This is a genomic window from Anaerostipes butyraticus, assembly GCF_016586355.1.
Taxonomy (GTDB): domain Bacteria; phylum Bacillota; class Clostridia; order Lachnospirales; family Lachnospiraceae; genus Anaerostipes; species Anaerostipes butyraticus.
Map to the genome: position 1 here is coordinate 41,691 of NZ_BLYI01000030.1, position 18,455 is coordinate 60,145.

An 18,455-nucleotide genomic window follows, 5' to 3' on the forward strand; every position below is an offset into this window, starting at 1 on the left:
CGATATGAATTATGGAATTGTAAAGCCGGTTTTGGCTGCCTTTTTCATCAGTGTGGCTTTAAGCCCTCTGATGATCCGATATCTTCATAAGCTGAAATTCGGCCAGTTCATCCGGGGAGAGGGCCCGGAATCACACCTGAAGAAGTCTGGCACTCCAACCATGGGAGGCCTGATCATTTTACTTGGCATCGTGATAGCTTCACTGTTTTATGTGAAAGATTATCCGGCCGTGATACCGATTTTGTTTGTAACTCTTGGATTTGGCTTTATTGGCTTTATCGATGATTATATTAAGGTAGTCATGAAAAGAAATCTTGGCCTGAAAGCATGGCAGAAAATGCTGGGTCAGATTTGCGTTACAGGCATATTTGCATATTATCTGATCAACTATACGGACACAGGAACGCTGATGCTGATTCCATTTACCCATGGGAAATATCTGGATCTGGGAATCTTTTTTGTCCCGGGAATTTTCCTTATTCTGCTTGGCACGGTAAATGGGGCAAACTTCACAGACGGTCTGGATGGTCTGGCGTCCAGTGTAACAGTGCTGATCGCTACCTTTTTTACAGTAGCAGCCATTGGTATGGGAGCATCTGGAAACGACCCGGGGATTTGGCCGATTTCCTGTGCGACAGTCGGCTCGCTTCTGGGATTTCTGGTGTTTAACGTATATCCGGCGCGGGTGTTTATGGGAGACACAGGATCGCTTGCCCTGGGCGGGTTTGTGGCAGCTACAGCGGTTATGCTGAAACTGCCGCTGTTCATACCGATCGTCGCGTTTATTTATATGATTGAAGTGATTTCTGTTATGCTGCAGGTATGTTACTTCAAAGTTACAGGAGGAAAAAGATTATTTAAAATGGCGCCGATCCATCACCATTTTGAACTTTCCGGATGGCCGGAAACGAAGGTTGTGGCGATTTTTGCGATCGTTACAGCAGTAAGCTGTCTGATCGGATTGGTAGCAATTTAGTAAGGAGAAGAACATGGCATTGAAAGATAAGAAAGTTTTAGTTGCGGGAGCAGGAAAAAGCGGGATTGGATCTGTAAATCTTTTGCTGAAAGCCGGCGCTGACGTTGTGCTGACAGATGGAAATAAAGATCTGGATCCAGAAGCCTTGTATCAGAAAATATATCAGGAAACAAAGATTCCTTTGATTTTAGGAGAAGTAAACGAAGAACAGGTTAAAGAGTTTGATCTTCTCGTTCTGAGTCCTGGAATTTCCGTAAACGCGCCGATCGCCTGTCTGTTTGCAGATCAGGGGAAACCGGTCTGGAGTGAGATTGAACTGGCTTATCAGGCGGGAAAAGGCAAAATCGCGGCGATTACAGGAACCAATGGAAAAACGACGACAACGGCTCTGACCGGAGAAATCATGAAAGGATATTATGACAGCACTTTTGTGGTGGGAAATATCGGAACTCCGTACACCAGTGTGGCTCTGGATACGAAAGAGGACAGCAGGATCGTTGCGGAAATCAGCAGCTTTCAGCTGGAAACGATCGTTGATTTCTGTCCGGATGTCTGCGCGGTATTAAATATCACGCCGGATCATCTGGATCGTCACGGCACGGTGGAAGTCTACGCAAAAACCAAGGAATCCATCGGGAAAAATCAGAGACCGGATCAGGTCATGGTTCTGAACTATGAAGATAAGACAACGAGAGAGATGGCAGACCGTGCAAAAGGCAGGGTGGTATTTTTCAGCCTTCATCATAAAGCAGAAGAAGGAGTTTATATGGAGGGAGACCGGTTTATCATCGAAGACGATGGAACAAAGACGGAAGTCTGTACTCTGGAAGACACCTGTCTGCTGGGAGACCATAATTATGAAAATATCCTGGCTGCCATTGCGGTATCTTATTATATGGGGGTTCCTGCCGAATATATCAGGGAAGGAATCAGGAAGTTTAAAGGAGTGGCGCACAGGATTGAATACGTAGATACGGTAAACGGAGTGGCTTATTATAATGATTCCAAAGGAACAAATCCAGACGCGGCCATCAAAGGAATCCAGGCGATGAACCGCCCGACTTATCTGATCGGCGGCGGATATGATAAAAAGGCAGCTTATGATGAATGGATAGAGGCCTTTGACGGAAAAGTAAAAGAGCTGATCCTTATGGGGGCTACGGCTTCGAAAATTGCCGAGACCGCAAAGGCGCACGGTTTTGAAGCTGTTGTATTTGTGGATTCCATGGAGGAAGCCATTCAGTACGCGGCAGACAAAGCAGAGGATGGAGATGCGGTACTGCTGTCTCCGGCGTGCGCAAGCTGGGGAATGTTCCCGAATTATGAAGTACGAGGGGATATCTTTAAAGAATGTGTAAAAAAATTAAAGGAGCTGTAGGCTGTGGCAAACCGGATTAAAGAGAAGTATTTGGCCAGAAAGAAATATTTTGATTATCCCATGCTGTTTCTGGTGATATTTTTGATATTATTTGGAATGGTTATGATTTTCAGCACAAGTTCATATAAGAGTACGATCACATATGGAAATCCGTATCACTGGCTGATACGTCAGGCGGCGGCAGTGGTAATTGGCGCGGTGTTTATGATCGCCTTTTGCAAGATCGACTACCGGGTATTTAAACATTTATTTTTTGCCAGAGGATGCTATGGACTCAGCATTGCGCTGCTGGTTATCGTGCTGGCGATTGGCGCGGCAAAAAAGGGATCCGTCCGCTGGATTTCTATTGGAGGATTTCAGTTCCAGCCGTCAGAGTTTGCCAAAATCCTTTTGGTCATGTATCTGGCGTACACGTTATCAAGAAATGCCGGTAAAATGAGGAGTTTCTGGGATACGCTGAAAGTGCTGCTCAAATGTGTGCCGGTCATCGGGCTGGTAGCATATCAGAATCTGAGTACGGCTCTGGTTATTTGTGCGATTACAGGTGTTATGGTCTTTGTGGTAAGTCCGAAAACAAAGGAACTGATCGGAGTTGCCCTCGGAATGGTGGGCGTTCTTGTGGCATATCTGGCATTTTCCAGCAGCTACCGAAACGAAAGGCTTCAGATCTGGCTTCATCCGGAATCTCATGAAAAGGGGCTTCAGACCATGCAGGCCTTGTATGCGATCGGTTCTGGAGGAATCTTCGGAAAAGGACTGGGACAGAGCATGCAGAAAATGGGATTTGTGCCGGAGTCTCATAATGATATGATTTTTTCGATCATTTGTGAGGAGCTGGGGCTGTTTGGAGCTATTTGTCTGATTCTTGTATTTATGGCACTGATCTGGAGGATGCTTCTGATTGCCATGAATGCGGAAGATCTGTTTGGATCTCTGATTGCGATTGGCTTTATGACGCATATTGCCGTGCAGGTGTTTATCAATATTGCGGTTGTTACCAACACGATACCGCCGACAGGAATCCCGCTTCCGTTTATCAGTTACGGAGGAAGCTCGATTCTGGCTATTATGGCGGAAATGGGAATTGTGCTTTCCATCTCCAAGAGAATACGGTTATAAAAGGATGAGTGCTTATGAAGGAAAAAGACGAGAAAAAAGTAATCCGGATGAGCGAACGCAAAGAACCGGAGAAGAGGAAGATCCATATTCCGGTGAAAAGAATACTGATCGGCCTGATTTTATGCCTGATTCTTGCGATTGGAGGAATCGCGGCATTTTGTCCGATCAAGACGATCAGGATCGCCGATGTGGAGGATTATACAAAGGCAGAAGTAAAGCAGGCTGTGAAGAAAAAAGGATATGTAAACAATACGGTCGCCTATTTTCTTTTAAGCAAAATCAAACAGCCGGAGCTGCTGCCATTTATTGAATCTTATGATGTGGAAATCAACGGACCAAATACGGTTACGATACATATCAACGAAAAGAAACGGGCCGGATGTCTTTTGTATAATGGAAAATATGTTTATTTTGACAAAAACGGGTATGCGCTGGAGAGCAGTCAGAAAAAATTTGATGATGTGCCTCTGGTTACAGGTTTGAAATTTGAAAAGCTGGTCATGCAGGAGAAAATACCGGTAAAGAAAAAGAATGTATTTTCTTTTATTCTGGAACTTGCCACGACTATTGGCAAATATAACATTCCGATTGACCAGATTTATATGGAAGATGACGGGACAGCGCTGCTGATCAGCGGTGATATTACTGTAGATTTATGTGACAATGAAAATATAGATATTAAAATTCCGGAATTGGCTGGAATTTTGAAAAAACTAAAAGGAAAAAGCGGAACTGTAGACATGAGATACTTTGATGAATACCAGAAAATAACGATTTTTCAGCCAAAAAATAGTTGAAAAAACATAGCAAAAACGGTATCATTAGATTAATGTATAGAATTATAGTGGGTTGTCGTTAGTGACATGAAGGAGGAGCAACGTGGTTGAGATTATGCCTAGTGTAGAGAATACACAAGCCAGGATTTTAGTGATAGGTGTTGGGGGAGCAGGAAATAACGCCGTCAATCGAATGGTAGATGAGAATGTCCAGGGCGTAGAGCTCGTAGGAGTCAATACAGATAGACAGGCTTTATCTTTATGTAAAGCTTCAACAAAGATACAGATTGGTGAGAAACTGACAAAAGGACTTGGAGCAGGAGCAAAACCTGAGATTGGGGAAGCTGCTGTGGAAGAGAACAGAGAAGAGATCACAGAACTTGTAACAGGCGCGGATATGGTATTTGTTACATGCGGTATGGGAGGAGGAACCGGAACAGGCGCGGCTCCGATCATTGCGGAGATTGCGAAAGGACTGGGCATCCTGACGGTCGGAGTTGTGACAAAACCTTTCTCATTTGAGGGAAAACCCAGGATGAACAACGCCATGTCAGGAATTGCGAGACTGCAGGATCAGGTGGATACGATGATCGTAATTCCGAATGACAAGCTTCTGCAGATTTGTGACAAGAGAACAACGATCCCGGACGCGCTGAAGAAGGCAGATGAAGTTCTCCAGCAGGGCGTACAGGGAATTACAGATATGATTTATAATCCGGGACTGATCAATGTGGACTTTGCAGACATTCAGACGGTTATGAGAGACAAAGGAATTGCTCATATCGGTATGGGAGTCGCAGACGAAGAGCTGGAAGCAATCAAGACAGCGATGGAGAGTCCGCTGCTTGAGACAACCGTTGCAGGTGCTACAGATGTTATTGTTAACTTCGCAGGCGCTGTCGGCATGCTGGAAGCTCAGCAGGCTGTGGAATACTTGAAAGACGAAGCCGGAGCGGAAGTCAACGTGATCTTCGGTACGGTCAATGCAGATTTTGGAGATCAGATCAGCGCAACGATCATTGCCACAGGCATCAAGAATACGGATGGAAGAAGCGCTGCGCGGACTGGATACAAGCCGCACACAGCATCAGGTCCGGCATTTTCCGGACAGCCGATCCATAATGGCAGAGTTGAGACGGAAGACAATACAGCAGCTGCATATGAACCAGACAATCAGACTGCAACTGTGGAGGACAAGGATTCCAAGATTGTGATTCCTGAATTTTTGTTAAAGAGCAGAAGAAAATAAGAAATACATATGCCGTTCAAGGACGTTTCTGATGGAAAGATCAGAAGAATGCCTTGGACGGCATTTTTGTTTTCAATGGATACAGAGAAAATTTCTTTGGAATTGGAATAAGAGAGTGTGAGAAACACTGCCGCCCGATCAAGGACGGTAGTTTCCCTGGGAAAATTCCAGCTGATAGCCAATGCTTTCAACTCTCTGGCTCAGACATCCGATGCATTCCGCGGCTTCCTCCCCTGTGCAGATTTTGTTGTCATAGAGCGCATAATCTTTTCGGACATCCGTAGGAGAGAGATTCGGCATTACGACATTGGCCCCGGCAAGAATTCCTTTTTCACGGCCGCTGGGATCGATAGTTCCCAGAGCTGTGGTGGACGGAAGGAGCAGATGGTGATCCATCAGCCGGAGAATACTGATCAGAAAGATGGTGAGTTCGGCAGTTCCGGCGGCAAAGTCACGGAACCGGGTGTCATGATGAGGGACAAAAGGACCGATCCCTGTCATTTGCGGATGAAGTTTCTGAATAAATAAAAGATCGTCCGCAAGATTTTCAAGAGTCTGAAAAGGAGCGCCGACCATAAATCCGGTACCTACCTGAAAACCGGCCGTACGCAGGTCATAGAGACATTGGATCCGATGCCGGAGAGACATTTTTTCAGGGTGAAGTTTTCCATAAAGCCGTGGTGAAATGGCTTCGTGGCGCAGAAGATATCTGCGGCCTCCTGCGGCGTGAAGCTTCTGATAGCTTTCCAGGGAACGTTCTCCAAGGGACAGGGTAATAGCGCAGTCAGGGAATGATTCATGGATGGCTTCCACAACCGGTACCATCCGTTCATCAGAAAAATAAGGATCTTCTCCTCCCTGCAGGACAAAACTGCGGTATCCCAGATCATATCCGTTCTGGCAGGCGCTTAAAATCTGTTCCTGAGACAGACGGTAACGGCTGATATTCCGATTAGAAGCCTGAATGCCGCAGTAATAGCAGTTATTTTTACAGTAGTTGGTAAATTCGATCAGTCCTCTTGGAAATACCTTGTTTCCGTAGATTTTCTGAGCTTCTTTTCTGGCCAGTTCTCCGAGACAGGAAGCAGTTTCCTCATCACGGTGTTCCAGAAGAAATACAAGTTCTTCTTTCTCCAGAGTCTGATCTTTATATAAAGTTTCAATTAAATTCCATACGTTCATATTTCATACTCCTTTACTCGGGTATTATAACATACAGGTAGTAAAAAGGGAAAGAAATATGATAGAATTAGAAAAAAGAAATAAAAGGAAGGGGAAATTGATGAGAGATAATGTAATCATTTTTGATCACCCGCTGATCCAGCATAAAATATCGCTGATCCGCAGTAAGGACTGCGGCACACGGGAGTTTCGTACAGTTGCAGGGGAAATTTCCATGCTGATGGGATATGAGGTTATGCGGGATCTGGAGACAGAACTGGTAGAAATTGAGACTCCGCTGGAAAAAATGAAAGGACCGATGCTGAAAGGCAAGAAGCTTGCGATCGTACCAATCCTGCGGGCGGGTCTTGGGATGGTAGATGGGATGCTGTCGCTGGTTCCAAGCGCGAAAGTAGGACATGTGGGCATGTACCGGGATGAAGAAACGCTGGAGCCGAAAGAGTATTACTGCAAACTGCCGGAGGATATCAGCCAGAGACTGGTGATTATTGTTGATCCGATGCTTGCTACCGGGGGATCTGCGGATGCGGCAGTAGATTTTGTAAAAAAACAGGGAGCAGAGCAGATTAAATTTGTGTCGATCCTTGCGGCTCCGGAAGGTGTGGAACGCCTGGCACAGGCACATCCGGATATCAGTATTTACTGCGGCGCGGTAGACCGGGAATTAAATGAACATGGTTATATTCTGCCGGGACTTGGTGATGCAGGAGACCGGATTTTCGGAACAAAATAAAAGAGAGGGTGCATACGGATGCTTTACTCCCGCACAGCTTTATGATAGAATAACAAAGTTATTGATTTATTTGAAGTAAGCATAATTTTGATTCAGAACATAAAGAAAGAAGGATACGATGAAGAGAGAAGACATAAGGAATATTGCAATCATCGCCCATGTCGATCATGGAAAAACAACATTGGTGGATGAGCTGCTGAAGCAAAGCGGAGCATTCCGGGAAAATCAGGAAGTTGCTGAGAGAGTTATGGATTCCAACGATATTGAAAAAGAGAGAGGAATTACGATCCTTTCAAAAAATACAGGCGTTGTGTATGACGGTGTCCGGATCAATATCGTAGATACGCCAGGACATGCGGATTTCGGAGGAGAAGTAGAGCGTGTTCTTAAGATGGTAAATGGGGTAATTCTCGTGGTAGATGCGTTTGAAGGACCGATGCCTCAGACAAAATTTGTGCTGAGAAAGGCATTGGAGCTGGATCTTTCCCTGATCGTATGTATCAATAAAGTAGACCGCCCGGAAGCCAGGCCGGCAGAAGTTGTAGATGAGACACTGGAACTTCTGATGGAACTGGAAGCCGGTGACAAACAGCTGGACTGCCCGTTTGTATTTGCTTCAGCAAAAGAAGGGTTTGCGGTTCTTGATATGGAGGATGAAAAGAAAGATATGAAGCCTCTGTTTGAGACGATCATTGATCATATCGAAGCGCCGGAAGGAGATCCTGAAAAACCGCTGCAGATTCTGATCAGTACGATTGATTATAATGAATATGTAGGACGAATCGGAATCGGAAAAGTTGACAACGGGTCCATTGCGGTTAATAAAGAATGTATGGTTGTAAACGAGCATGATCCGGAGAGAAGAGAAAAAGTCAGGATCACGAAACTGTACGGATTTGAAGGACTGGAGAAGGTAGATGTCAAGAAGGCGGAAATCGGTTCCATCGTGGCAATTTCAGGAATTGCGGATCTGACCATTGGAGATACGATCTGTGACCTGGAAGATCCACAGCCGATTCCGTTCCAGAAAATTTCAGAACCGACTATTTCCATGCAGTTTATGGTAAATGACAGTCCGCTGGCCGGACAGGAAGGAAAATATGTAACATCCAGACATTTAAGAGATCGTCTGTTCCGGGAATTAAATACGGATGTCAGCCTCCGGGTAGAGGAAAGTGACAGCACAGACAGTTTTAAGGTGTCAGGAAGAGGAGAACTGCATCTGTCCGTCCTGATTGAAAACATGAGAAGAGAAGGATATGAATTTGCAGTCAGCAAAGCGGAAGTCCTGTATCATACCGATGAAAATGGGAAGAAACTGGAACCGATGGAAATTGCTGTGATCGATGTGCCGGAGGAATTTTCCGGTGCGGTCATCGAAAAACTAAGCCAGAGAAAAGGAGAGCTTAGGAATATGTCCATGGCAACAGGAGGATATACCCGATTAGAATTTTCCATTCCATCCAGAGGACTGATCGGATACCGGGGAGAATTTATGACAGATACCAAGGGAAATGGTATTTTAAATACATTATTCGACGGATACGGCCCTTACAAAGGAGATATCCAGTACAGGAAACAGGGATCACTGATCGCTTATGAGGCAGGGGAGACCATCACATATGGACTCTTTAACGCTCAGGAGAGAGGAACGCTGTTCATAGGACCGGGAGAAAAAGTATATGCAGGAATGGTTATCGGACAGACAGGAAAGACAGAAGATATCGAGATCAATGTCTGCCGTGCCAAAAAGCTTACAAACACAAGGGCTTCCGGTTCAGATGACGCGCTGAAATTATCACCTCCGAAACGATTAAGTCTGGAACAGGCACTGGAATTTATCGATACGGATGAGCTCCTTGAGATCACACCAAAGAATATCAGAATCCGCAAGAAGATCCTGGACCCTACAATGAGGAAGCGGGCAAAATTTTCATAAAGTGTCGGAAAGGATCGGAATAAGCCGGGGAACTTTGTCGAAGGATTTTTCTTCTATTTGAGTCAATTTTGGAATAGTCTTTAAAGTATGACAATTGACACAAGAAGGGAGAAAAAGAGTATGACAGAGCAAGGAATCAATCATAATCAAGTGGAGGTGGCAGGACGGATTCAGTCCGAATTCCAATTCAGCCACGAGATTTTTGGAGAAGGATTTTATACAGTCAAACTTTTAGTAAACAGACTAAGCGAAGCGACCGATGAGATACCTCTGCTGATATCAGAACGATTAATGGATGTAACGAAAGATTACAGAGGCCGGCTGGTAAGAGCATGCGGGCAGTTCCGTTCCTATAACAAGCATGAGGAGAACAGGAATCATCTGGTGCTGTCTGTCTTTGTCCGGGACATTGAGTTCCTGGAATCCCTGGATGATGTAAAGCCGAATCACATCGTCCTGGACGGATTCATCTGCAAACAGCCGGTGTACCGCATGACGCCTCTTGGAAGAGAAATATGTGATATCCTGCTGGCAGTCAACCGGTCTTATGGGAAATCAGATTACATACCGTGCATCTGCTGGGGGCGGAATGCCAGATTTGCCGGAAACCTTGAGATCGGCTCCAGGATTGAACTGATCGGAAGGATCCAGAGCAGGGAATACCAGAAGCGGATCAGCGAAAATGAGATAGTAAAACGTACAGCCTATGAAGTTTCTGTAAATAAATTAGAAATCCACGAAAAGGATGCATAAATAAATTGGATTTCTTGTATTAAAAATGATATAATAAACCAATATTACAAAAGGAAGATTCTTTGAGGTGATGAGATGGAAGGACGAGTGGAAGTTTACTGTGGCCAGGGGAAGGGAAAAACATCCTGCGCCATCGGACACTGCATCAAAGCTGCAGGCCAGGCAAAGCAAGTCATTATTGTTCAGTTCCTGAAAGGAAAAGACACGGAAGAGATTGATTTTATCAGGCGGCTGGAGCCGGAAGTGCAGTTATTCCGGTTTGAGAAGTATGAAAAGCAGTATAAGGATCTCAGTGAAGAAGAAAAGAAGGAACAGGATCACTATATTTTTAACGGGCTGAAATATGCGAAAAAAGTCATTGATACCCGTCAGTGTGATGTTCTGATCCTGGATGAGGTTCTGGGGCTGCTGGATCTGAAGATCATTGAACCGTCAAATCTGATCGATCTGCTGAAAGAACGCAGTGAGGAATTGGATGTCATCATGACGGGGAGAAGTCTTCCGGAAGAATTGATGGACTACGTAGATGCCGTTTACTGCATCGAAACAATGAAAGAATCTTAAGATCAGACAGCATTTACATAAGATGATAGGAGGATGAATAGCATGTCAATATTTACAGGCGCAGGTGTTGCGATGATCACACCATTCAAAGAGGATTTATCCGTTGATTATGATCAGCTGGAAAAATTTATTGATTTTCAGATCGATAACGGAACCGACAGCATCATTATCTGCGGAACCACAGGAGAAGCATCCACGATGAGTCATGACGAACAGATTGAAGTCATCGGGGCATGTGTATCTCATGTAAATAAGAGAGTGCCGGTTATTGCCGGAGCCGGAGCCAATTGTACAGATGAAGCGCTGTCTCTTGGTAAAAGAGCGCAGGGAGTCGGAGCGGACGGACTTCTGGTTGTTACTCCGTATTATAACAAAGCGACTCAGGGCGGATTAAAAGAATATTACACAACGATCGCTGCGGCAGTGGATATTCCGATTATTATGTACAATGTTCCGGGACGTACAGGAACCAATATCCAGCCAAAGACAGCGGCAGAGATTGCAAGAACAGCGGAGAATGTCGTTGCCATCAAAGAAGCAAGCGGAGATCTTTCTCAGGTTGCCAATGTAGCTTATGAAAGCCAGGGAGATCTGGATATTTATTCCGGAAATGATGATCAGGTGCTTCCGGTCCTGTCACTGGGAGGAAAAGGAGTGATCTCTGTGCTGTCTAACGTAGCGCCAAGAGAAACTCATGATATGGTGGCAAAATTCATGGAAGGCGACACAAAAGGCGCGCTGGATATCCAGATGAAATACCTGGAAGTAATCCATAAATTATTCTGTGAAGTCAATCCGATTCCGGTAAAACGCGCCGTTTCCGAGATGGGATACTGCAGAGATCTTCTGAGAAGACCTTTGACAGAGATGGAAGAAGCAAATGCGCAGCAGTTAATAAAAGCAATGAAAGAAACAGGAATTCTCTAAGGAGTTGCAAAAGATGACAAAGATTATGATGCATGGCTGCAATGGAGTCATGGGACAGGTAATAACAAAAATAGTGGAAGAGACAGATGATGCGGTAATGGCAGCAGGAGTGGATCGCAGGGATGATGGACACAATGATTATCCGGTTTATACAAATCTGTCTGACTGCAAAGAAGATGTGGATGTAATCATAGATTTTTCAGCAGCGCCGGCAGTGGATGGCCTGCTGGATTATGCGGCAGAAAAGAAAATTCCGGTCGTGCTTTGTACGACAGGATTAACGGATGAGCAGCTTAAGAAAGTGGAAGAGGCAAGTAAAAAAACCGCCATTCTTCGTTCTGCTAATATGTCACTTGGAATCAACACATTATTTAAACTCTTAAAATCCATGACAAAACTTCTGGCAGACGCAGGCTTTGATATTGAGATCGTGGAAAAACACCACAGAAGAAAGCTGGATGCTCCGTCAGGAACTGCTCTGGCTTTAGCGGAAGCGGTCAATGAACCACTGGACAATGAATATGAATTTGTATTTGACCGCAGTCAGAGAAGAGAACAGCGTCCAAAGAAAGAGATTGGAATCTCTGCCGTAAGAGGAGGAACCATCGTGGGAGAGCACGAGGTGATCTTTGCGGGACAGGACGAAGTGATCGAGCTCAAACATACAGCTTATTCAAGGGCTGTTTTTGCGAAAGGAGCTGTAAGTGCAGCGCTTTATCTGGCAGGAAAGCCGGCAGGAATGTATGATATGAGCGATGTGATCGGATAATAAAAACAGAATGTCGTTTAAGCAGAATCTCAGGACAGCAGGTGAGCTGTTTCTGGGATTCTTTTTCATTTCATAGGGAACTGCGTTCCTATGAAATAAAAAACGCTCCGCGAGGATCGCACTGCGGCGGAACGGAAACTGCCGCTCATGCGCCCGCCGCAGGCGGAGAATCCTGCAAAGCAGGATTCTTTCTTAATTTGCTTCAAAATATAGAAATCAGTACAAAATTATCTGTTAATTTATTCACAAAATTTCTGAGAAAATGTAATTGTATACATTTAAAAACAATTCACTTCGACAAATGTTCAGCGAATTTGCGTTGATATCCCTGACAGATTTGATAGAATAAATGCATAGAAATTCATAAGAGGATTCGGTTTGAGAGAAAGGAGCATCACATGAAGAAGATCGTAGACGATTGGCGCCTGATTTATAAAGTATGCAGTCTGTATTATGAAGATGGAATGAAACAGCAGGAAATCAGCGATTATCTTGGAATTTCCAGAGCAACGGTATCCAGAATGCTTCAGAAGGGGAAAGAGGGCGGAATTGTCAAAGTGGAAGTAATCAATCCGGTGCAATTTTCTTATGGAAAGCTGGAGAAAGCCCTGGAAAGGAAATACGGTCTGAAGGATGTGATTGTAGTGGAGAGCAGTTCTCTGGATACAAAGACCGAGTCCATATCCAAACTGTATGAACGGGCAGCGCTGTACTTGTCTCAGTTTTTTAAAGACGGCGATAATATCGGCGTTTCCATGGGTATGACGCTGCATAATGTAGCGAAAACGAAACGGGCATTTCCAAAAGACAACCACTATATGTTTGTTCCGATCATCGGAGGAATCAGTCCGACCACAGTGAATAATGTGGATGTGCAGAGCAATCAGATTGCCCGGGAATATGCCGAGAAATTTGGAGGAACATATACCCAGTTTCTGGCTCCTGCACTGTTTTCGGAGAAGCGAGTAAAAGAATATTTCCTGAAAGAGAAGACGGTAAATTTTATCTTTGACGATTTTCAGAAGTTAGATGTCCTCGTAATGGGAATTGGCGCCACATCTACATGTACAGATTCTACCATGATCCAGGGAGGATATATTACCAGTGAGGAGACAAAAGCGCTGGTTGAAAATGGAGTAGCAGGAAATGTGGCACTGCAGTTTTTTGATGAAGATGGGAATACAGAAAAATTTCAGGCTTTCAATGAAAGGGTAGCCGGAATGTCCCAGGATATGATAAAAAGAGTAAGAAGCAGAATAGGAATCGGAGGAGGAGAAGACCGGGCAAAGGCGATTAAAGGCGCGATCAAAGGAGGATTCATTAATATTTTGATAACAAATAATGCCTGCGCAGAGCAACTTTTGTAGTCATTGGAAAAGAAAACTAATTGAAAAAAGTACAGTTTCGATTAGTTTTCCTTTTTTGGACAATTTTTCTGTAAAAAATTTCTAAAAATAGAAATATAAGGGAATATAAAGATGAATAAAAAGAACCCTGTACCAGGATTCTTTCTTTGCACGGCTGTTATGAAAGTTCAGATTTCTCATCCAGAAGAGACAGAGCCGTTTCTTTCGTTGTAAAAAATGCGTTGATCAGATGAAGGGATAAAACGGCATGGATGATTTCTGTCTTGTAGATCCCTTCGGCAATGCCGATGGACAGGCGTGAGTTACGGGCGGTTTTAAAAATATCTGCCTTAATCATTCGGCGGGTAATATCCGTATCCACAGGCTTTCCGGTTTTGCTAAGAAACTGGAGAGCGATATCACCAATTGCATCGGCGTCTTTAAGGGTCTGGATTTCTTCTTTGGACATGATTTCATAACGGGTGAGGAAAGAAGTTTCAAAAGTTCCAATGCCGGTAACTACAATATCCGCATGTTCCGCCAGAGTAAGCAGATGACTGGTCCGCTCATTGGTAATCAGAGTCTGATATTCTTCCTGCGAAGAACAAAATGCCGGGATATGCAGTAAATGAACGGTTCCGCCGGTAAGATCAGCCAGCCGGATCGCATTGTAATTTGGGAGGATTTCAAAAGTAGCGCCGAAACTTCCGGCCAGAGGGATGATCTGTGTGTCAGGGAATTTCATCGGATGCAGATTTTTGATGAACCTGGATACTGCATTTCCCCATCCTATGCCGATGATATCATTAGGTTTGATCTGGGAAATGAAGTAATTGACTGCGGACATAGCCACATAATCTCTGGAAGAATCATGGCTGTCAATTACGCTTGCGTAAGTCAGATTATATTTTTGACACAATTGTTCCTCCAGCTGAGAATTACCGGAAATAGGAGACTCAATTTCAATCTTAACAATGCCAAGTTCTTCTGCTCTGGAGAGAAGTTTGGAAACCCAGGGCCTTGAAATATGTAATTTTTTTGCAATTTCCTGCTGGGAAAGCTTGTCTTTGTAATACAAAGTAGCGATTAATGTCATTTTGTCCAGCATGGAGTCATTATTTTCATTGTTCTTCATAAACTTAGTTCCTTTTGATAAAAATGTAAAAGCACAAATGTAACCATTGTATAAGGAGATTATATTGTAAAAATGCCCAAAATTCAAGAAAAATGGAGAAAAAAATAAAGGATATTGACGAACATAATTTAATTGTTTATAATACAAATAACAAAAGTGAGTTAAAAGCACAAATGTGACTTGTGAAAGTTGCACAAAAGGATGTTAGAAAGGAAGTTGAAAAAATGAGTGGAATTTCTATAATGCTGTTGATTGTTTTTGCGCTGTTTGTGCTTCAGGCGATAGGAGGAGTTTTTCAGATACTGAATTATAAAAAAGCGATTCGAAGGGTACATAAATTTGGAAATGTAGGTTTCGGACAAAAAAGAGGGGGATTATCTGCGGGGTATATTGTTATGATAGCCTGTGACCAGAATGGGACGATTACGGGCGGTGAGATCATGAAGGGATTCAGTTTCCTGGCCAGATTCAGGCCATGGAAAAGTTTTCTTGGGAGAGATGTGATGGGAGAAAGCATCTACAGTTATCTGGATGAACTTCATCAAATGGATAAGAAAAAGAGGAAACGATATAAAGGATATATCAATGCTCTGGAGGCTCTGGATCAGAGGCTGAACCGAAAGGAAGAAGAGCAGGATACAGGAGAAGAAACAAAACTGCTTGGAACAACGGGCAGAGCAGTCTAAAAATTCAGATATATATGGAGCGAAGTACAGATGGGAAGGGACGCGTCAAGGGCCCGGAAGTGTTTCTTTCTCTGTCTGTTCTGCGGGACATTTATATAAACTTAGTGAAACTTACAAAAAGGAGGATCAATTATGGAAGTTATTTCTAATGTGGCGAATGCGTTTATCGGCCTGTTTAACGCAGGCGGTGAACAGTTTGTGAGCTGGGTAACAGGAATCATCCCTTTGGTTGTATGTCTGATGACGGCTGTCAATGCAGTCATCGGATTTATCGGAACAGACAGGGTGGAGAGATTTTGTCAGAAAATTACGAAGTATACCATTCTGCGTTATACACTGCTTCCTATTTTAGCGGATATATTCCTGACAAACCCGGCACAGTATACATTTGGAAGATTCGTAAAAGAAGAACACAAAGCAGCATTCTATGATGCAAGTGTTTCCTTCTGTCATCCAATTACTGGTTTGTTCCCACATGCCAATGCAGGTGAGCTGTTCGTGTATACCGGAATTGCATCCGGTCTTCAGGAGTTGGGATTATCCGTGGGAGGACTTGCGGTTCGTTATTTTATCGTAGGTGTCATTGTTATTTTAATCCGCGGTATCTTGTGTGAAAAGATTTTTGCAGCATTGAGCAAATAATGGAAGGAGGAAACCAGTATGTATAAAACAATTACAATTAAAGCCGGCAGCGGCGGATGGGGAGGTCCTCTTACGATTACGCCGACGGAAAAATGCAACAAAGTCCTGAGTGTTACAGGCGGAGGAATCCATCCGGTGGCACAGAAGATTGCGGATATGACAGGCGCAGAAGTTTTGGACGGATTTAAGACAACGGCTCCGGACGATGAAATCCTGATCGCCGTAGTAGACTGCGGCGGTACAGCGCGCTGCGGTGTTTATCCGAAAAAAGGCATTTATACGGTAAATCTGGAACCGGTAGGAAAAGCAGGACCTCTTGCAAAATATATTACACCGGAAATCTATGTATCAGCCGTTAAGGAATCTGATATTTATGAATCAGATTATACAGGACAGGCAGTAGGAAATCCTGCATCTCAGTCTGCTCAGGAAGAAACGGCAAAAGCAGGCTCAGAGCCTAAGTCAAAAGCGCAGGCAAAAGAAGAAGTGGCAAAGGCAAGCGAAGGAAAGAAAGAAAACATTGTCACCCGTATTGGTAAAGTAGTCGGCAGGGTTGTAAATATTTGTTTCCAGGCCGGCCGTGATACGATCGAAATGGTAATCGGAACAATCCTTCCGTTTATGGCATTTACAGCCACTTTGCTGGGAATCATTTCTGCCAGCGGATTAGGTAATGTCATTGCAAAGACTATTTCACCAATTTGTTCCACACTTCCGGGAATGGTAATCATCGCGTTTGTCTGCGGTATTCCGATTCTGTCACCAGTACTTGGACCTGGAGCTGTAATTGCTCAGGTTGTAGGAACATTGCTCGGATCACAGTTTGCGTTAGGCAATATTCCTCCGCAGTATGCTCTTCCTGCATTGTTCGCAATTGACGCTCAGGTAGGATGTGACTTCGTTCCGGTAGGACTGAGCCTTGGAGAAGCAGAGCCTGAAACGATCGAATATGGTGTTCCGGCTGTTCTGTTTGAGCGTATTGTTACAGGACCTTTAGCAGTTTTGATCGCTTTTGCATTTAGTATTGGAATGTATTAAAAATGCAGTAAGGCGAAGGAAAGGAGTTTTATGAAGTATCAGGCAAAAATCGTAGGACTTGGACCAGATGCGCTGGCATTTCTGGAAGATGAAGATATGAATTTTATCATTATTTTTAATGAGGATGCGCCGCCGGAGCTGGCGGAATTATCCGTTCTTCATACAAAAGCGGAATTAAAAGAAGCGCCGGCCGTAGGAGATACAATCAAAATTTGTAAAAAAGAATTCAAAGTAAGTGCAGTTGGAAGCGAAGCGCCGAAGACATGGGCGGAACTTGGACACTGTACGCTGGATTTCAAGGGAGGTCCGGAGGCAGAACGCCCTGGATGTATTATGCTGGAAGGAAATCAGCTTCTGCCGGAGGATATTGAGATCGGCGGAACCATAGAAGTTTATTCATAAAAACAAATAGCCTTATAAAATCGATGCGCACGAAAGGCATATTTGAAAAAGGAGTACTCCAAAACTATAAATTGTTATTTACATTGTGTAGTTAAGATAGGAGAATGAAATTATGTTAAATATGGACAAAAAGCTGCTGAAGAGACAGGAAGAAGGAAAAATCATCAAGGCAGGTATTGTCGGTGCAGGGCAGATGGGAAGAGGAATGGTAACCCAGATGGTGCTGATGAACGGAATCATGCCGGCGATCGTATCTGATATTAAAATAGAGAATGCGGTACACGCATTCAAATACGCAGGCGTTACGGATGATGATATCGTGATCGCAAAGACGCTTGCGGACGCAAACGCAGCCATGGAAGCAGGAAAATACGTAGCATGCGAGGATGCGGATTTTGTTTCCCGGGCAAATCTGGTAGAATGCGCCATCGACGCTACAGGAGTTCCGGATGTAGGAGCCAAAGTAGCGACAGACGCCATGAAGAATAAAAAACATGTAGTCATGCTGAACGTAGAAACGGATGTTGTAATCGGACCTTACCTGAAGAAGATGGCAGAAAAAGAAGGAGTCATCTATACAGGATCCGCAGGAGATGAGCCGGGAGCTGTTATGGAACTGTACAGCTTTGCCAAAGCCATGGGAATGAACGTGGAAGTCATGGGAAAAGGAAAGAACAATAAGATCGACTATGACTGCAATCCGGATACAGTGCTGGAAGAAGCAACAAGAAGAAAGATGAGCCCGAAGATGCTCTGCGCGTTCAAAGATGGAACAAAGACCATGGTAGAGATGACAGCGATGTCCAACTATACGGGACTGGTGCCGGATGTGATCGGAGGA

18 protein-coding genes and 1 pseudogene are annotated in these 18,455 nt (G+C 44.1%); 17 read left to right on the forward strand and 2 right to left on the reverse strand.

Features of this window, described 5'->3' with window-relative positions:
• The first annotated feature begins 4 nt into the window (after window positions 1-4).
• The 5 genes from mraY to ftsZ all read left to right on the forward strand — a co-directional run bounded on the left by mraY (window position 5) and on the right by ftsZ (window position 5,498).
• The gene (gene mraY / locus JMF81_RS07250) at window positions 5-976 is read left to right on the forward strand and encodes a phospho-N-acetylmuramoyl-pentapeptide-transferase (RefSeq protein WP_201310786.1); all 972 of its coding nucleotides are present in this window, start codon (window positions 5-7) and stop codon (window positions 974-976) included.
• 13 nt (window positions 977-989) lie between these two features.
• A complete protein-coding gene (gene murD, locus JMF81_RS07255) occupies window positions 990-2,354 on the forward strand; it encodes a UDP-N-acetylmuramoyl-L-alanine--D-glutamate ligase (RefSeq protein ID WP_201310787.1) in 1,365 nt (454 codons plus the stop codon).
• Window positions 2,355-2,357: 3 nt separating this feature from the next.
• The gene (locus tag JMF81_RS07260) at window positions 2,358-3,473 is read left to right on the forward strand and encodes an FtsW/RodA/SpoVE family cell cycle protein (protein ID WP_243282574.1); all 1,116 of its coding nucleotides are present in this window, start codon (window positions 2,358-2,360) and stop codon (window positions 3,471-3,473) included.
• A 14-nt stretch (window positions 3,474-3,487) separates the two neighbouring features.
• Window positions 3,488-4,270 carry a cell division protein FtsQ/DivIB gene (locus JMF81_RS07265; protein WP_201310788.1) on the forward strand — a complete coding sequence of 261 codons (783 nt, stop codon included), beginning with the start codon at window positions 3,488-3,490 and terminating at the stop codon, window positions 4,268-4,270.
• An 82-nt stretch (window positions 4,271-4,352) separates the two neighbouring features.
• Window positions 4,353-5,498: a cell division protein FtsZ gene (gene ftsZ / locus JMF81_RS07270; protein ID WP_330597396.1), complete on the forward strand. Its 1,146-nt coding sequence runs from the start codon at window positions 4,353-4,355 to the stop codon at window positions 5,496-5,498.
• Window positions 5,499-5,636: 138 nt separating this feature from the next.
• Here ftsZ and hydE read toward each other — a convergent pair whose 3' ends face one another.
• The gene (gene hydE / locus JMF81_RS07275; RefSeq protein WP_201310789.1) at window positions 5,637-6,680 is read right to left on the reverse strand and encodes a [FeFe] hydrogenase H-cluster radical SAM maturase HydE; all 1,044 of its coding nucleotides are present in this window, start codon (window positions 6,678-6,680) and stop codon (window positions 5,637-5,639) included.
• Between the two features lie 100 nt (window positions 6,681-6,780).
• On the opposite strand from hydE, the gene upp reads away from it, so the two are divergent.
• From upp to JMF81_RS07310, 7 genes are all read left to right on the forward strand, one after another.
• Entirely contained in the window at window positions 6,781-7,413 is a 633-nt protein-coding gene (upp, locus tag JMF81_RS07280; RefSeq protein WP_201310790.1) for a uracil phosphoribosyltransferase, read from the forward strand.
• A gap of 118 nt (window positions 7,414-7,531) precedes the next feature.
• Window positions 7,532-9,352 carry a translational GTPase TypA gene (gene typA / locus JMF81_RS07285; protein ID WP_201310791.1) on the forward strand — a complete coding sequence of 607 codons (1,821 nt, stop codon included), beginning with the start codon at window positions 7,532-7,534 and terminating at the stop codon, window positions 9,350-9,352.
• Window positions 9,353-9,472: 120 nt separating this feature from the next.
• Window positions 9,473-10,105: a single-stranded DNA-binding protein gene (locus tag JMF81_RS07290; RefSeq protein WP_201310792.1), complete on the forward strand. Its 633-nt coding sequence runs from the start codon at window positions 9,473-9,475 to the stop codon at window positions 10,103-10,105.
• A gap of 75 nt (window positions 10,106-10,180) precedes the next feature.
• Window positions 10,181-10,669, forward strand: coding sequence for a cob(I)yrinic acid a,c-diamide adenosyltransferase (locus JMF81_RS07295; RefSeq protein WP_201310793.1), 489 nt, complete (start codon window positions 10,181-10,183; stop codon window positions 10,667-10,669).
• Between the two features lie 42 nt (window positions 10,670-10,711).
• Window positions 10,712-11,596, forward strand: a complete 885-nt coding sequence (gene dapA, locus JMF81_RS07300) for a 4-hydroxy-tetrahydrodipicolinate synthase (protein ID WP_201310794.1) — start codon at window positions 10,712-10,714, stop codon at window positions 11,594-11,596.
• Between the two features lie 13 nt (window positions 11,597-11,609).
• On the forward strand, window positions 11,610-12,365 hold the full coding sequence (gene dapB / locus JMF81_RS07305) for a 4-hydroxy-tetrahydrodipicolinate reductase (protein ID WP_201310795.1): 756 nt from the start codon (window positions 11,610-11,612) through the stop codon (window positions 12,363-12,365).
• A gap of 398 nt (window positions 12,366-12,763) precedes the next feature.
• Window positions 12,764-13,732, forward strand: coding sequence for a sugar-binding transcriptional regulator (locus tag JMF81_RS07310; RefSeq protein WP_201310796.1), 969 nt, complete (start codon window positions 12,764-12,766; stop codon window positions 13,730-13,732).
• 157 nt (window positions 13,733-13,889) lie between these two features.
• Here JMF81_RS07310 and JMF81_RS07315 read toward each other — a convergent pair whose 3' ends face one another.
• Entirely contained in the window at window positions 13,890-14,846 is a 957-nt protein-coding gene (locus tag JMF81_RS07315) for a sugar-binding transcriptional regulator (protein ID WP_201310797.1), read from the reverse strand.
• 224 nt (window positions 14,847-15,070) lie between these two features.
• Here JMF81_RS07315 and JMF81_RS07320 point away from each other — a divergent pair, with 224 nt between their 5' ends.
• The 5 genes and pseudogenes from JMF81_RS07320 to JMF81_RS07340 all read left to right on the forward strand — a co-directional run.
• Window positions 15,071-15,532, forward strand: a complete 462-nt coding sequence (locus JMF81_RS07320) for a transcriptional regulator GutM (RefSeq protein ID WP_201310798.1) — start codon at window positions 15,071-15,073, stop codon at window positions 15,530-15,532.
• A 132-nt stretch (window positions 15,533-15,664) separates the two neighbouring features.
• Entirely contained in the window at window positions 15,665-16,174 is a 510-nt protein-coding gene (gene srlA / locus JMF81_RS07325) for a PTS glucitol/sorbitol transporter subunit IIC (protein WP_201310799.1), read from the forward strand.
• Between the two features lie 18 nt (window positions 16,175-16,192).
• Complete coding sequence (srlE, locus tag JMF81_RS07330; RefSeq protein ID WP_201310800.1) at window positions 16,193-17,212, forward strand: PTS glucitol/sorbitol transporter subunit IIB; 1,020 nt, start codon at window positions 16,193-16,195, stop codon at window positions 17,210-17,212.
• A gap of 30 nt (window positions 17,213-17,242) precedes the next feature.
• Window positions 17,243-17,614, forward strand: coding sequence for a PTS glucitol/sorbitol transporter subunit IIA (locus tag JMF81_RS07335; RefSeq protein ID WP_201310801.1), 372 nt, complete (start codon window positions 17,243-17,245; stop codon window positions 17,612-17,614).
• Between the two features lie 112 nt (window positions 17,615-17,726).
• Window positions 17,727-18,455 (forward strand): annotated as a pseudogene (locus JMF81_RS07340) (NAD(P)H-dependent oxidoreductase); the annotation flags it as partial.